16 protein-coding genes are annotated in these 13,555 nt (G+C 59.6%); 7 read left to right on the forward strand and 9 right to left on the reverse strand.

Going from position 1 to position 13,555, the window contains the following annotated elements; translation table 11 throughout:
* The first annotated feature begins 48 nt into the window (after positions 1-48).
* Complete coding sequence (locus tag PAN08_RS11750) at positions 49-1,287, forward strand: PLxRFG domain-containing protein (RefSeq protein ID WP_269791672.1); 1,239 nt, start codon at positions 49-51, stop codon at positions 1,285-1,287.
* Between the two features lie 63 nt (positions 1,288-1,350).
* Positions 1,351-1,746, forward strand: a complete 396-nt coding sequence (locus PAN08_RS11755) for a hypothetical protein (RefSeq protein WP_269791673.1) — start codon at positions 1,351-1,353, stop codon at positions 1,744-1,746.
* 689 nt (positions 1,747-2,435) lie between these two features.
* Here the strand turns inward: PAN08_RS11755 and PAN08_RS11760 are convergent.
* Both PAN08_RS11760 and PAN08_RS11765 read right to left on the reverse strand, forming a co-directional pair.
* Positions 2,436-3,185 carry a hypothetical protein gene (locus PAN08_RS11760; protein WP_269791674.1) on the reverse strand — a complete coding sequence of 250 codons (750 nt, stop codon included), beginning with the start codon at positions 3,183-3,185 and terminating at the stop codon, positions 2,436-2,438.
* 289 nt (positions 3,186-3,474) lie between these two features.
* Positions 3,475-3,768, reverse strand: a complete 294-nt coding sequence (locus PAN08_RS11765; protein ID WP_269791675.1) for a hypothetical protein — start codon at positions 3,766-3,768, stop codon at positions 3,475-3,477.
* Positions 3,769-3,947: 179 nt separating this feature from the next.
* On the opposite strand from PAN08_RS11765, the gene PAN08_RS11770 reads away from it, so the two are divergent.
* Positions 3,948-4,409: a hypothetical protein gene (locus tag PAN08_RS11770; protein WP_269791676.1), complete on the forward strand. Its 462-nt coding sequence runs from the start codon at positions 3,948-3,950 to the stop codon at positions 4,407-4,409.
* A gap of 69 nt (positions 4,410-4,478) precedes the next feature.
* On the opposite strand, the gene chrA is transcribed toward PAN08_RS11770, so the two are convergent.
* From chrA to PAN08_RS11785, 3 genes are all read right to left on the reverse strand, one after another.
* Entirely contained in the window at positions 4,479-5,645 is a 1,167-nt protein-coding gene (chrA, locus tag PAN08_RS11775) for a chromate efflux transporter (protein ID WP_269791914.1), read from the reverse strand.
* A 554-nt stretch (positions 5,646-6,199) separates the two neighbouring features.
* On the reverse strand, positions 6,200-6,985 hold the full coding sequence (locus tag PAN08_RS11780) for a hypothetical protein (RefSeq protein WP_269791677.1): 786 nt from the start codon (positions 6,983-6,985) through the stop codon (positions 6,200-6,202).
* A gap of 308 nt (positions 6,986-7,293) precedes the next feature.
* Positions 7,294-7,896, reverse strand: coding sequence for a hypothetical protein (locus PAN08_RS11785; RefSeq protein ID WP_269791678.1), 603 nt, complete (start codon positions 7,894-7,896; stop codon positions 7,294-7,296).
* A gap of 584 nt (positions 7,897-8,480) precedes the next feature.
* Here PAN08_RS11785 and PAN08_RS11790 point away from each other — a divergent pair.
* On the forward strand, positions 8,481-8,975 hold the full coding sequence (locus PAN08_RS11790; protein ID WP_269791679.1) for a hypothetical protein: 495 nt from the start codon (positions 8,481-8,483) through the stop codon (positions 8,973-8,975).
* 42 nt (positions 8,976-9,017) lie between these two features.
* On the opposite strand, the gene PAN08_RS11795 is transcribed toward PAN08_RS11790, so the two are convergent.
* Both PAN08_RS11795 and smpB read right to left on the reverse strand, forming a co-directional pair.
* Positions 9,018-9,461, reverse strand: coding sequence for a GNAT family N-acetyltransferase (locus PAN08_RS11795; protein ID WP_269791680.1), 444 nt, complete (start codon positions 9,459-9,461; stop codon positions 9,018-9,020).
* A complete protein-coding gene (gene smpB, locus PAN08_RS11800; RefSeq protein ID WP_269791681.1) occupies positions 9,461-9,964 on the reverse strand; it encodes an SsrA-binding protein SmpB in 504 nt (167 codons plus the stop codon). Before smpB ends, PAN08_RS11795 begins: the two co-directional genes overlap by 1 nt.
* A 51-nt stretch (positions 9,965-10,015) precedes the next feature.
* Between smpB and PAN08_RS11805 the strand changes: the two genes are divergently transcribed.
* Together PAN08_RS11805 and PAN08_RS11810 are read left to right on the forward strand one after the other, a co-directional pair.
* The gene (locus PAN08_RS11805; RefSeq protein WP_269791682.1) at positions 10,016-10,444 is read left to right on the forward strand and encodes a type II toxin-antitoxin system RatA family toxin; all 429 of its coding nucleotides are present in this window, start codon (positions 10,016-10,018) and stop codon (positions 10,442-10,444) included.
* 2 nt (positions 10,445-10,446) lie between these two features.
* Complete coding sequence (locus PAN08_RS11810; protein WP_269791683.1) at positions 10,447-10,704, forward strand: RnfH family protein; 258 nt, start codon at positions 10,447-10,449, stop codon at positions 10,702-10,704.
* Positions 10,705-10,725: 21 nt separating this feature from the next.
* Here the strand turns inward: PAN08_RS11810 and bamE are convergent, their stop codons facing one another.
* On the reverse strand, positions 10,726-11,121 hold the full coding sequence (gene bamE, locus PAN08_RS11815; RefSeq protein WP_057636039.1) for an outer membrane protein assembly factor BamE: 396 nt from the start codon (positions 11,119-11,121) through the stop codon (positions 10,726-10,728).
* A gap of 105 nt (positions 11,122-11,226) precedes the next feature.
* Between bamE and fur the strand changes: the two genes are divergently transcribed.
* Complete coding sequence (gene fur / locus PAN08_RS11820) at positions 11,227-11,634, forward strand: ferric iron uptake transcriptional regulator (protein ID WP_269791915.1); 408 nt, start codon at positions 11,227-11,229, stop codon at positions 11,632-11,634.
* A 182-nt stretch (positions 11,635-11,816) separates the two neighbouring features.
* On the opposite strand, the gene recN is transcribed toward fur, so the two are convergent.
* On the reverse strand, positions 11,817-13,481 hold the full coding sequence (recN, locus tag PAN08_RS11825) for a DNA repair protein RecN (RefSeq protein WP_269791684.1): 1,665 nt from the start codon (positions 13,479-13,481) through the stop codon (positions 11,817-11,819).
* Positions 13,482-13,555: the final 74 nt, after the last annotated feature.

The following is a 13,555-nucleotide window of genomic DNA, read 5'->3' on the forward strand; positions in this document are numbered from 1 at the left end:
CCGGCGGGTATCTGGTGTGGTAGCTGTTGCGGCGCATACCGGTTGTCGGTGTTTCAGACCCGCATGCAGGGGTACCAGATCGAAGCGCAGGTTCTGCGCGATCGCATCCAAGCAGAGTTGGCCAAGGTGGAGCTGTTCCGGGCCCAGCTCGAGGGTGAGCGGGTACGCGGCGAAGTGAACGAGCAGCGCGTGCGGCTGTATGCCGAGCAGATCCGCTCGGTGAACCTGATGGCCGACTTTTACCGGACGCAGGTCGAGGCGGTGAAGGTCAAGGCAGACGCGCAGCGGATGGTGTTCGATCGCTACAAGACCGCGATGGATGGATTCGACACCCTTTGGCGGGCCCATGTGTCCGAGTGGAATGGCTTCACGGCGAGCGTCGAGGGCGAGTCGAAGCGTGCGGATCTCTTCCGCACCCTGGTCGATGCCCACTCCAAGCGGGTGGACGGCTGGGCAACCGGGGAGAGCCTGAAGCTGGATCGGGAGCGGTTGCGGACCCAGCAGCATGGGCAGTCTCTGGATTCGTGGCGCGCGCTGCTGGCCAAGCGCGAAAGTGAGCTGGACATCGAGCGCTCGAGGCTCGCGGTCGTGTCCACCTATGTCGACAGCCAGGCGCGTCTCTATTCCGCGTCGGCATCGGTAGAGCAGGCGGCGTCGGCTGCGTCCGATCGCAGCTTTGAACTGGGCCTTTCGCGATCACGTGCTCGCATGGAAGCCGGGAGCATCAATGCAAACCTCATGCTGCAGCAGGCCAAGCACCTGACCGACCAGCTTCTGTCGATTCGCGACACCAAGGCCAAGATCGCGGCCCAGCTGACAGCAAGCAGCTGGTCGGCTGTGAACTACAGCGCGGGTGTGTCTGCATCCACAGGCCAGAACCAGAGCTGCAACACAAGCTTCAACTTCAACGGGGATCCCGTGCTTGAGGACGTCAACCTCTGGCAGGTGCTGCTGCAGGGCGCGGGCTTCAGCCCGGCGAAAATTGCCGAGCGCTACGAGCGGAACCGCGCGCTGAAGAACTACGAAGAGCACATCACCGGCCGTCGCCAGAGCCTGATGAACGCTTATGCCATGGCCATCCGCAATGGCGACGCCGCGGACCGCGCGGCGGTGATGGAGAAGATCCTTTCCTTCAACAAAACCAACCCTGAGGTGGCGATTTCGTCGAGCAGCATCCGGACATCGATGAAGTCCCGCGCCCGCTACAGCGCGAATGCCGAGGGCGGAATCGTGCTGAACCCCAAGTTGTCGGCTCGCTTGAACGCAAGGGTGGGCACAGCGGAGTAGGGAGGCAGAGCGGGTGCAAGAAAGTGCGACTTTTGCGCGCCCCAATGTCAGGGGAGCGGATCAGTGCAAGTTCGGGTCGTCGGCAATCCGCCGGCGTTGTTACAGGGGTTAGTTTTGGACAAGGAAAAGCAAAGGAAGCGTGCCCTCGTTCTTTCGATGGACGGCAAGGACGTGCCGTCATCGGTGGTTTCGCGGCTGCAACCGGGTAAGCGGATGAATCGCGGCATTGCTCAAAGCGAGCACCAATGCCGCGCTACCGAAGACGGTCCAATGGAAAGGTTCTTGAACGAAGAACATGTCGTGCTCTACGCCGAGTTTCGGAAAAACGGATGCACCGCATCGCCGGGTGTAACCCAACAGTTCGACCAGATCACCAGGGACATGCTGGCCAATGCCCGCTCAACGCACGTGGTGGCCACGCTGATTCGCGCCCAACTGGGTCTCCCCGACCTGACCTGATGACGATTGCTCTGGCGGGCGCTGCCCGCCAGAGCCGGGTTAGGATCAGCCTCATGATGCCTTGGTGCAGGCTATGAGCGCCGAATCAGCATACCTCTATCGAATCATTCGCTGGCATCATCCCGTATGTTGGCTCGTAGCCAACGAGGACTTGCTGTGAACTAGTGCCACTAGGCGTGGACACTGACGCTGTCCTGTAAACAGGCTTGTAGCCGGTGACGCCCCATCCCATTTGCGTATTTCCAAACGGGGCGCCTCCGCACATCCCACCGCCACCGGCACCTCCGTTTTCGTCAGGCCTGATGGGTGTTCCCGACCAGGTGCTGAAGTACTTGCTTATAAGCAGCCATTGGCCCGAGAGCGCGACGTAACGGTATAAGGCACAGGTGGAGCCGTTGCAGAGCGTGACTGTGTTTGGGTTGTTGTTCGAGTCCATCCACGAATTCACATCCGGATTGACGTCTGAGCGTATGAACATGTAACCATCGCCGCTGAGTAGTGGCGTGTCGAACGTACAGGATGGTCCGCAGTAGTACTGTCCCACCCATTTGGCGATTGCAAAGCCTGATGCGCAAAGTCCAGCAACAAGAATTGAAAAGAGCAGTGCGTTACGCTTCTTTGTGTTCATGTCGACTCCATCGATTGATTTTTAACTTCCTTGCCGGCTTGACTGCAGTGGCTAGCCGGATCTACATGTCACGCGCCAGACGATGTGCTTGTGTGACCTCATCTGCCTTCAGTGGGGCAGAAAGTTGTTGAGCCAGTCGTTGTGCGATGTTGCTGCCGGAATGTCTCGCATACGCATAGGCATAAGCGTATGCAAGGACAGGGTTTGCTTCGGAGAAGCGTCCGGATGAGTAGCTTTCAGAAAGCCTGGAGAGTGCTTCGATCTTTCCGCTCTTTGAGGCTTGCTCAAGGTAGCTAAGTGACGACTTCTTGTAGTCATCAATCAATGCGGGATTCAGTGCTGCTTGCTCGTCGTCGAATGCACCCGCCGCTAGCGCGGGGAAATCAAGTTGTGCTTGAGGGTCGCCAGACTGAGCCGCAAACTTCGCGAGATCGTATACGGAGAACTCGCTCTTCATCTGATCGCAGTTCTTTTCAAGCTCCTTTTGTTCCGTTGTCACCGATCGCCCTTCAATGGCTTGTCCGGAGAATTGCACCACATTGCAATTAAGAATTGCGTTCGCAATGACGTGTGCCTCCTTCGGAGTCATTTGACTGCTTAATTTTGCATAGTCCACGTGAGCGCTTGGCTGCTTGACGGGCTCTTGCAGAGTAGGGGGCTGCGTTGAGGATTGGGGGCTGGCCGGTGTAGGCCGCGGCGCTGAAGCCATTTCTCCCTGATGCTCCGCACCAGGCTTGTCGCTCATGAGGTATGCGACCGAAGCCAAGCCGAGTGCCGTGATTGCTATACCAATTGCGAACTTCGACTTCATTGTCGTGTTCCTTGGGTTTGACGGCGAGGAGCTTGACCTCTCAACGATAGAAAACGATTGGAGGTGCTGAGCTAAGCCGCCATATAGTCAGTTTGATTTATCCGCATTTGAGAGATCGAATCCGGAACAATCCTCCTTGATCGTTTGGTGATTGCGGACGCAGCTTACTGGGGGCTTGTTAATGTTTCGTTTGAATTCGAATTGGAGTGCTCTGAGCGACTGACTGCGAGTCGAGACGGCCGACATTGCTCACCTTCGGCGGTTGAGCACGGTAGGATCAGTAGCCCCGTCATTTGACGGACGCGTAGAGGCTGCCTATGTAGTTGCGGGCAGTCTTCGCGCGGAGATCCTCGCACTGCTCAAGTGCGCTGATCAGGCTGTGTGCCCGATGCATGATTCCGTCCAGGCTGCAGAGGATCTTCACTTCGTCCTCTGAACCCTCAACCTCAAGCATGACCGTAGCGGCAAGAAGGCAGAGCTCCTGCATTTTGCTGCTGCGCTCGGTCGGGCTCAGTGCAAATCCTTGGACGACGATTTCATAGGCCAGGTTGTCGAAACTGGCACGCAGGCTTTCGTAGCTCATAGGCATCCACCTATGTGGCTGCACGGGAAGATATGGATCCTCGTGTCAGGGCTTCTCTGAGTCCATGGGGATTTTCCCTTAATGGCTGTAGGGAAAGTCTTACTCCCGGCTTGTTGGTCCGTACCTACTGAAATAGGATCGCTGAAGGGGGCGCTAAGGCGCTTAAAACGGGAATTCGGATGAATAGGTTCCGCATGTTTTCTACGCGGATGACAAAGTGCAAGCTTTCTGCACTTGCTCAGATGCTGGTGCAGCAACTTCCTGTTGTCGCAGAAGATGGATCTTCAGAGGTTCTATGTCTGGCGCACTTTAGCGAAGACGACGGGATCACTGAGTTCGAGCCGCGACCGGGTTGGCCAACTTGGACAACCTACTTTCCAACCGATGAGGAGGGGGTGCGAAAAATCACGTCGGAGCAAGGGGTGCACAACTACCGCTGCGTCTACTTGGCACGCGTCTGCATCGGGGAGGGGAATAGTGTTGCTCCCACACGCAAGCCTAAATCTGGAGGGGAGGAGGTGGCGTTAGCGATAGCTATCGGACGCGAGCAATTCATAAGAATAGACCTTCACTTTGATGAAAAAGAGAGGGTTTTCAGGCAGCGAGCTGCTTTATCCAGCAGAGTCGATGATGCAAGTTGATGCGGACCGAAGCACCCTTTTAGGCACTACTGAATCGGTGCTGGAAGTGGCAGAGCTCAGGTGCTACGACTATTCGATCAGGCTCACCACGATGGATGCTGTTACGCACCAGAGAACAATCCATAAAGCAGAAACCCGCTTGGATGCTAGTAGCGCAAACCCAATCGCAGCAATGGCGAAATCGACCGTGCCGTGCACACCTTCAGTCCAGACTGGGTCGTAGAACGCCGCAAGCAGCAATCCAACAACTGCAGCATTGATGCCGGCCATCGTGCTGGCGGCCCAAGGTCGCTGTGCCAAGCGCTCCCACATCGGCAACACCGCCAATAGAAGCAGGAAGCCTGGTAGAAACATGGCTAGCAAAGCGATTGTCGCGCCCGCCGCATCAGGCAAGCCCAAAGGTACTTCAGCGCCAAGGAATGCTGCCAGGGAGAACATCGGCCCTGGCATCGCCTGCGCCGCTCCGTAGCCGGAAAGGAACCTGTCTGGGCGCACCCAGCCGGTGTCGACTACCGCCTGCTGCAGCAGTGAAAGCACGACGTGACCGCCGCCGAACACCAATGCTCCGGCCTTGTAGAACGCGGCGGACAGTGCTCCGGTGGTGGGTGCATCCGTGGACGGCCACATCAGCGAGCCAGCCAGGCCAATCAGGAATATGGTCAGGAAAGCGAGTCCCCCGCGACGACCATAGCGCAGGGGAAAGCCTGCTGTTGCCGGTGCGGCCACGTGCCGACATAGGTGCGTTCCAAGCATCCCGCCAAGTGAAATCGCACTTAGTTGCGCCCAAGCTCCATCAGTCAACACGATCAGGCCGACCGAGCCCGCTGCGATCAGCGCACGAGGTGCGTCCGGTGTTAGTTGTCGCATCATGCCAACCAAGCCGTGTGCGACTACGACTACCGCGACCAGTTTCAAGCCATGTACGGCAGCCGCACCAAAGCCTTGCCCAAGCTGCGGTGCTACCGCAGCGAAGCCGAACATCAGCAGGGCCGACGGCAGCGTGAATGCCATGAAGGCTGCCAGCGCCCCAAGCCAGCCACCACGAAACAGGCCGATCGCGAAGCCCATCTGACTGCTGGCCGGTCCTGGCAGGAACTGGCACACGGACAGCAACTGCGCAAAGTGGGCATCATCCAACCAGCCGCGCCGCCTGACGAACTCGTCGCGGAAATAGGCCAGATGGGCAATGGGGCCGCCAAATGACGTCAACCCCAGGCGCAGGAAGACCAAGAACACTTCTCTTGCGCTACCCGGTGCCGGCGGAATCGGTGGAAGCATGCTGGACAGCGGCGACTCGCGTTGGCGGCTGAAGTTGCGTAATGCTACCAGCGCATTAGGGATGTAATCGCGCAGCGGTCAGGCGGGCTGCAGGCTCATGGCTTCCTATTGATGACGCCTTTCTTGAGTTTGATGCGGTCAAGCAGCGCAAGACGGAGTCCAGAGGTGCTGGCCTTGGTACCAGCTTCGGCGCAGACCTACTTCACCCACCACTGTCTCAACACCAAGATGGATGGGGACGGCGATGGCGTGCCGCGCGAGAGGCAGTGGTGTGGTCGATAGGGTCTGCGGTTGCGAAAAGCAGTTTGAGCCGATCGCTGAAACCCGCTGCTCGCGCGCCTGTTTTTCGTAGGTCGTGGCCCATAAGCGTGACTGCAGCAGCTTCGAGCAGCGGGGGACGGATCGAGATCCAGGCGACCAGGTACTAGACAGGCTGCGAGCCGAGACGGCCGACATTGCTTACCGGCGGGAGGCTGAGCGCGGCAGGATCAAGGATGCCGCTGGTAGATGAATCAGGATTTGCGTGAAATGAAATCCGCCAATTCGCGGCCGAATTCCGTGGGCCGCATCTCGTTGTAGTTGGTGGTTCGCCGCTTCGGGTCCATGTCACTAGTAGCTGACAGGCGATAGATCGGAGCTACTTCATCGGTGGGTTCGATGAGGCCGGAGGATTCGAGCTCGCAGCATGCCCTGTCCAAATATGCATCGCCCGGCCCCTCCTCAAACGTGGCTCGGCGAGCTTCGCGAAAATGGAATGGCAGCAAGTCCGCGAGAGTCTTGCCCTCGCGAGCCGGGCCATATGGGGCCTTCTCGTCCGTATGTTGGATGTAAAGCCGCAAGAGCTTTATGTGCACGGAAGTCATATCCCGCAATGCCGCAATTCGCATCTGATTGACCGCTTCATCTGGCGTAGCATCGAGGGCGACATTGAGCATGGCGGCTTTTAGGGCGTCGATCTTCGCTGGTTCTTGGGTAAGGAGTGCAATGTGCGTGCAGCTGATCAGAGCCGACGAATAGATAGCTGATTCGTAAAGCTGATCGGGAAGGCATCCAAGTTTGTCGCTCTGTGCCCGCACTTCGGAGTCTAATTCGGTGATGAAGGCCGTGACTCGGTTTTGCAGTGGCGTCTGAATGGCCATCTGAACCAGTGCACTGACCGCTGAGCCAACGAAAGGAATTAATTGCAGACCGGCGTTTGTCAGGGCCAGGGCGGCATCGCCCGCGCTCATGCGCATTAAATCCTTCGGATCCCTAGGTGGGCCCGACACTTTGACTGTGGTGGTCTTGTCGGCTTCCATTGCCATCTCCCAAGAGAATGAAAAGTTCGAGGGGATGCACTGTGTGAGATATTCAGGTTTGCTGCAAGGGGCCTCTAGCCTGTGGCTCACCTACCGCGGGCTATTGTCATCGGCGTGGCATCGCTGCCGTATCGCGACCACGGCAGGATGCGGTTTTCCGTGTCGCTGCGTGTCGCGCGCTGTCGCGCTTAGTGCATGATTTTCTTAATGTCCCTGCACCTTGACATGGTAGATCGCTGGAGCTGACAAAGGTTTGCTGGCTCGCGGCTTTCTCCAGTCCTGGATGTTAACCAACTTAGTCGCAAAATTTAGGTAGAACCGCTTCCCTGCGACTCGGCTTTGCGCAGTTCGATTGCTTCAATCTTGTCTTGGAAGATCTGTCGAGGATTCCACTCGTAGGTTTTTGGACGGGGCACGAGTTTCGCCGAACCACGAAGTCGTTCCAAGATGTCCAAACAATGCAGGCCCAGCCTTGCATACTGATACTGACGTTCCTGAAACCAGTCGCTGAAGTCCGGAGGCGAATCGTGTTCTCCGACAGCTCTTATCGCTCCGTTGGAAAAGCTGATTTGGTAGGGGAGGTCGTGGATGTCGAACATGATTTTTTCATGGATGGAGCGCCACTCAACATCATATTTTGACGGGTCGAAGGTAGGTGTGGCTGTCGTCTCTTCCCAGAAGCCAGTATCAGGATTGGTCTCGCCATCGTCCTGCACTACTTCATTGCATGCAGCAATAAACCCATCAAGCTCTCCGCCGATGACCGCGGCTAGAAGCGCGGCGTCTTTTATTTCTATTCGCTTTTCTGTGCTGCGCTCACGCCAAGTTGTCAAAGCACCACCGACGCCAACGCCGATCAGGCCGATGATTGCGGGGGTTACAGTTTGGATAAACGACGGGCCGTTAGCCATGGCGAAAACACTCCTTCACATACGTGCAGGTGTTATAGGCAGCGCGCGTCGCCTATTCAAGCATTGCTGGGTAGCTTGCCCGCGCCTTCTCGTGGGGTCTTGCTTGGTCCGTTTTAAAAGCTGACCAAAAAGCTGACCAAACGCTGCCAAAACATGCCCAATCAGGCCCGATTGGAGCAATACAACGAAAAAGCCCGCCGAACATAAGTGCTTGGCGGGCTTTAGTTTTATCGGAATTCGTTGCTGCTTGCGGGCGGTCTAAGGAGGACAGTGCACCCCCGGTTAGACGTAGAGCCATAAGCACTTTGGGTATCTGGCAAGCCAGATTAGTGACCAAAGCCTCGCTGAGCAGGGCCGATGGTACGGCAAACAAGCTGAATGGTCACGCATCATGTGTGGGCAGCCACGCGGGTTAACGCTGGGGCGACCTTTCTGCGACATCAAGGGCGTGAGCATTTGCCCGGCGGACCATTAAAGGCAAGGCATCCATGCAAGTGACGCAACTCTCCCGAAGCCTGACGGCGCTGGTGGGGCGCCCGGGGATCGTCTATCGGCGCAGGGCGTTGCCGCTGCCATCGGCTTATGTGCTGTTGATGGGCTTACTGGGTGCCGGGCTTGTGACCGGGGCGTCCCACCTGCCTCTGTTGGCAATTACCCTGTTGCTGCTTTGCGGCAGCATGGTTCAGCGAATGACGCGGGTGCGACGCCGCTTCGGTGGCTGGCAGTGGCTGGCTGCGTTGATGCTGCTGGTCTTTCAGCCGGAGTGGTCTGGCCTGGATGCTGCTGCGTTTGGGCGACTTGCCGTTGGCTGCGTGCTGGCTGCAATCGGGCAGGTGATGGTTGTTACCTGGAGCATCATGCGACTGTCGCGGCAGATTCAGTGTGTGGTGGACGCGATGAATGATGCTGACGTTCTTGCGTTGCTGCCGACTTCTGCGGCGGAAGATGCGCGTCTTTGGCTGGCGGGTGATGATCGCAAGCAGGTGGAGTTGGCGCAGGTGATCATGTTGTCAGTGTTGCATGCAGCCTTGACGTCTGTGCCGGCCCGAAAAGGGGAGCGGCGGGCGCTCTACGGTTAGGTGGCGTGGATATGGCACACGCGCACACTGCTGCCTGATTGATCAGGGGGTATTTGTACCCGGGCTGGCCTGAAGCGATTTGCGCAGATAGATGCGCTGATGGCCGGGCGGGTAGTCATCGAGCCGTCCGAACACGCTGTAGCCCTGCCGTAGATAAAAGCCTTCCGCTTGCCAGTCGAAAGTATCGAGCAGGACGCTGTGGGCGCCGGCGGTCCGGGCCTGTTGTTCCGCCTCGGCCAGTAATGCGGTGCCTAGGCTGCTGCCACGGTGCTCCGGGTCAACCCAAAGAACGTGGATGCTCAGCCAGCCGGCGCAGATGTCCGCCAGCAGGCCAGCACAAAGCTGGCCGTGCGTGTCATGGCAGGCCAGTTGCAAGGGGGTTTCATTGAAGTCGTGGCCGCTGGCCTTGCGATTGAAGGCCAGCAGACGTTCGCACAGCGTCGTGATGTCCTGCGCACTGGCTTGCTGCGGCGCGCAGGAGCGCATCAGGCGTTGCGGTTGTGATTACGCAGGGCGCGCTGTTTCTCAATGGCCCAGTCGCGATCCTTGGCGCTGTCACGCTTGTCGTGGGCCTGTTTGCCCTTGGCCAGCGCGATCTCGAGCTTGATTTTGTTCTTGCTCCAGTACATCGCGGTGGGCACCAGCGTGTAGCCATCGCGTTCGATGCGGCCGATCAGCTTGTCGATCTCGCGCCGGTGCAGCAGCAGCTTCCGCTGGCGACGGTCTTCGGGAACGGTGTGGGTGGAGGCCTGGATCAGCGGTGTGATCTGGGCGCCGATGAGGAATATCTCGCCATCCCTCACGTAGGCGTAGGCGTCGGTCATGTTGCCACGCCCAGCGCGGATGGCCTTGATCTCCCAGCCCTGCAGCACCAGACCGGCCTCGAAACGCTCTTCAAGGTGGTATTCGTGACGTGCACGCTTATTCAACGCGATGGTTTTGTCGGCCGTCGCGCTCTTTGCTTTATCCTTGCCGGTGTTCTTGCTCATTTACGTATTGTCTCCGATTCGGAGGCATTCCGGATATCCATCGTATTCCTCATGCCTACCATCCGCCGAAGCGCTCTGGTCGAACACTCTGCCGAACGCATGTTTGACCTGGTCAATGACGTCTCCGCCTATCCGCGCCGGTTCCGCTGGTGTGACAGAGCGGACATCCTCGAACAAGGGGATGGCAAGCTGGTTGCGCGGCTGGATCTGGGGCTGGGCGCGTTCCGCACCTGGTTCATGACCGAAAACACGTTGCAGCGCCCGCGCAGCATAGATATGCAGCTGCGCGATGGGCCGTTCAAGCGCCTGCACGGCCGCTGGGATTTCCAGCCGCTGGCGGACAACGCCTGCAAGGTGACCCTGGAGCTGGAGTTCGAGCCGACCTCGCGACTGTTAGGGCCGGCGCTGGCACTGGGTTTCCAAGGCCTTGCCGATCGGATGGTCAACGATTTCGTGCGTGTGGCCGACCAGGAGGAGTGAGCGTGCGCGTTGAGGTTGTACTGGCGTGGCCGGGCCGCTATCAACGGCAGGAGCTGGAGCTGCCTGATGGCTGCGTGGTGTCCGATGCGGTGGAGCTGGCCGCGCTGGATGTGAACGGTGAGGCCGTGGCCTATGCCGTCCACGGCCTGCTGGCACGGCCACAGCAGCTGCTGCAAGACGGAGATCGTGTGGAGTTGCTGCGGCCCTTGTTGGCCGACCCCAAAGAAAATCGCCGCCGGCGTGCGCGCGGCGGCGATTGAGTCTTCAAGCGGCGGTATTGCTTAGCGGCCGCCGCGCTTCTTCTTGTCCTTGGCCAGGTTGCGGCCGAACTGGCGCACGCTCTTGCGGGCGAGCTCAGCGTCCTGGGTCGGGAAGTAGTCACCTTCCCAGCGCGACACCTGATCGTTCTCGAAGAACACCGTGAAGTTCTTCACTTCAGTGCGGCCGAGGCGATCAACGCGCTGGCTGGCGGTGTAGTCCCAGCGCTGCGCGTGGAAGGGGTCGGGAATGGACGGCGTGCCAAGCAGCGCATTGACCTGCTGCTTGCTCTGGCCAGCCTGAAGCTGAGCCACGGATTGCTCGCGAATGAGGTTGCCTTGGTAAATGGGCTGCTTGTAGATGATGCCGCAGCCGGTGGTGGACAGAGCGACTACGGCGATCAACAGGAGGTTGCGCATTGGGTAGGGCGATTTAGGATATCGAGCCGATGATACACTCCCCGGCACCCAGCGCGATCTGACCGGAGATAACTGGCGGGAAAACCGCCAATGAACACGATGGCCATGGAATCCAATGACCTGCGCAAAGTCGGCTTGAAGGTGACGCATCCCCGGATGCGTATCCTTGCCCTGCTTGAGCAAAACACCCCACAACACCACCTCACCGCCGAAGACATCTATCGGAAGCTGCTTGATTGCGGCGATGAGATTGGCCTGGCCACGGTTTACCGTGTGCTCACCCAGTTTGAAGCAGCCGGACTGGTGCTCAAGCACAACTTCGAAGGCGGCCAGGCGGTTTATGAGCTGGACCGCGGCGCCCACCACGATCACATGGTGGATATGGACACTGGCAAGATCATCGAGTTCGAGAGCCACGAGATCGAGCAGTTGCAGCGCAAGATCGCAGCCGATCACGGCTACGAACTGGAAGAGCATTCGCTGGTGCTGTACGTGCGCAAGAAGCGGCGTTGAGCTCAGGTAGTGCTTCGGCGCGGATTTCGATGCGAACAAAAACACCGGCCTTGTGCCGGTGTTTTTCGTTTTGGGGTGAGGTTAGGGGGCTTGGTTCTGGCGGTTCCTTGCGAACTGCCTTGTCCTCACCCCAATCCCTCTCCCGTTTTACGGGAGAGGGGCTTTGAGCGGGCGGGGCTTTTTCAGGCTTCGGTCAGCAACTTGCGAGCGGCTGCGCGGGCTTCTTTGCTGACCTCGGCGCCGCCGAGCATGCGGGCCAGCTCTTCTTCGCGGCCCTTGGCGTCAAGCAGTTCCACGGCGCTTTGGGTCATGCCCTCCACCGGGGCCTTGCTGACCCGGTAGTGCGAGTGGCCCTTGGAGGCGACCTGCGGCAGGTGGGTGACGCAGAGCACCTGGCGGCGTTCACCGAGGGCGCGCAGCTTCTTGCCGACGATGTCGGCGATGGCGCCGCCGATGCCCGAATCCACTTCGTCGAACACCATGGTTGGCACCGCATCCAGCCCAAGGGCGGCTACTTCGATGGCCAGCGAGATGCGTGACAGCTCACCGCCCGAAGCAACCTTGCGCAGGGCGCGCGGCGGCTGGCCGGCATTGGCGGCAACCAGAAATTCGACCCGCTCGGCGCCATTGGGGTCCGGGCGCAGCTGTGCTTGCGGCTCCAGTGCGATCAGGAACTGGCCGCCGCCCATGCCCAGCTCGCCGATCAGCGCGGTGGTGGTTTCTGAAAGGGCTTTGGCGGCGGTTTCGCGACTTTGGCTCAGTTGGGCGGCCTGGGCCTGCCAGTGGCTGGCAGCCTTATCGATTTCGCCGGCCAGCTTGGCCAGTCGCTCGTCGGCGCCACGCAGCTGTTCCAGCTCGGTTTCGATACGGTCGCGGGCGCTGGCGAGCTCCTCCATCGGTACGCGGTGTTTGCGTGCCAGGTCATGCAGGCGGCCAAGGCGGCGCTCGATTTCCTCGAAGGCGTCCGGGTCGCTGTCCAGGTCGTCCTGTACGCGGTCCAACTGCGCCAGTGCTTCATCCAACTGAATGCTGGCAGCGTCGAGCATGTTGTCGACCTCGCCCAGACGGCTGTCGTGCTGGCTGACGCGCGCAAGTTCGTTGCGTACCTGCTGCAACAGGGAGAGCAGGGACGGGGAGTCGTCGCCATTGAGCAGGCCGCCCGCGCGCTGGCAGGCTTCGATCAAGGCAGTGGAATGGGCCTGGCGGCGGTGGCTGCTGGCGAGGTTGGCGATGGCGGCCGGCTCCAGTTCCTCGCGCTGCAGTTCACCTTGTTGATGTTCAAGGAAGCCGATGCGGTCCGAGACGTCACCTTGCTGGGACAGCGCGTCGCGCTCGTCCAGCAGGGCCTGCCACGTGACAGCCGCGGCGCGCACGGCAGCACGTTCGGCGTCGTTGCGGGCAAAGGCATCCAGTAGCGACAGCTGGCTAGGGCGTGAAAGCAACGCCTGCTGGTCGTGTTGGCCGTGGATTTCGACCAGGAAGGCTGCCAGCTCGGACAGCTGCGATACCGGCACCGGGCGGCCATTGATGAAGGCGCGTGAGCCACCGTCCGCTCGGATCACCCGGCGCAGCTGGCATTGGTCTTCATCGTCGAGCTCGTTGTCGCGCAGCCATTGACGGGCGGGCATGTCGGCCTCGAGGCTGAATTCGGCAGATAGCTCGGCGCGGCTGGCGCCGTGGCGGACCACACCTGAATCGGCACGCAAGCCGGACAGAAAGCCAAGCGCGTCAACCATGAGCGATTTACCCGCCCCGGTTTCACCCGAAACAACGGTCATGCCCGGCCCAAACTCCAGCTCGGTGGCACGGACAACGGCAAAATCCTTGATCGAAAGATGTTTGAGCATGGCTGGCAGCTAGTGGGGCCGGGCAAAGCTAGCATGTGCGCCGGGCAGGTCAATGCAGAAGGTGCTAGCCGGCG

This window comes from Stenotrophomonas sp. Iso1, assembly GCF_027497995.1.
Taxonomy (GTDB): Bacteria; Pseudomonadota; Gammaproteobacteria; order Xanthomonadales; family Xanthomonadaceae; genus Stenotrophomonas.

Coding starts and splice junctions, on each gene's coding strand:
- bamE (WP_057636039.1), bottom strand. CDS start 11,121: ATGCGCAACCTCCTGTTGATCGCCGTAGTCGCTCTGTCCACCACCGGC.
- recN (WP_269791684.1), bottom strand. CDS start 13,481: ATGCTCAAACATCTTTCGATCAAGGATTTTGCCGTTGTCCGTGCCACC.
- PAN08_RS11795 (WP_269791680.1), bottom strand. CDS start 9,461: ATGCGCTCCTGCGCGCCGCAGCAAGCCAGTGCGCAGGACATCACGACG.
- smpB (WP_269791681.1), bottom strand. CDS start 9,964: ATGAGCAAGAACACCGGCAAGGATAAAGCAAAGAGCGCGACGGCCGAC.
- PAN08_RS11770 (WP_269791676.1), top strand. CDS start 3,948: ATGAATAGGTTCCGCATGTTTTCTACGCGGATGACAAAGTGCAAGCTT.
- PAN08_RS11765 (WP_269791675.1), bottom strand. CDS start 3,768: ATGAGCTACGAAAGCCTGCGTGCCAGTTTCGACAACCTGGCCTATGAA.
- PAN08_RS11780 (WP_269791677.1), bottom strand. CDS start 6,985: ATGGAAGCCGACAAGACCACCACAGTCAAAGTGTCGGGCCCACCTAGG.
- PAN08_RS11785 (WP_269791678.1), bottom strand. CDS start 7,896: ATGGCTAACGGCCCGTCGTTTATCCAAACTGTAACCCCCGCAATCATC.
- PAN08_RS11760 (WP_269791674.1), bottom strand. CDS start 3,185: ATGAAGTCGAAGTTCGCAATTGGTATAGCAATCACGGCACTCGGCTTG.
- fur (WP_269791915.1), top strand. CDS start 11,227: ATGGAATCCAATGACCTGCGCAAAGTCGGCTTGAAGGTGACGCATCCC.
- PAN08_RS11805 (WP_269791682.1), top strand. CDS start 10,016: ATGCCTACCATCCGCCGAAGCGCTCTGGTCGAACACTCTGCCGAACGC.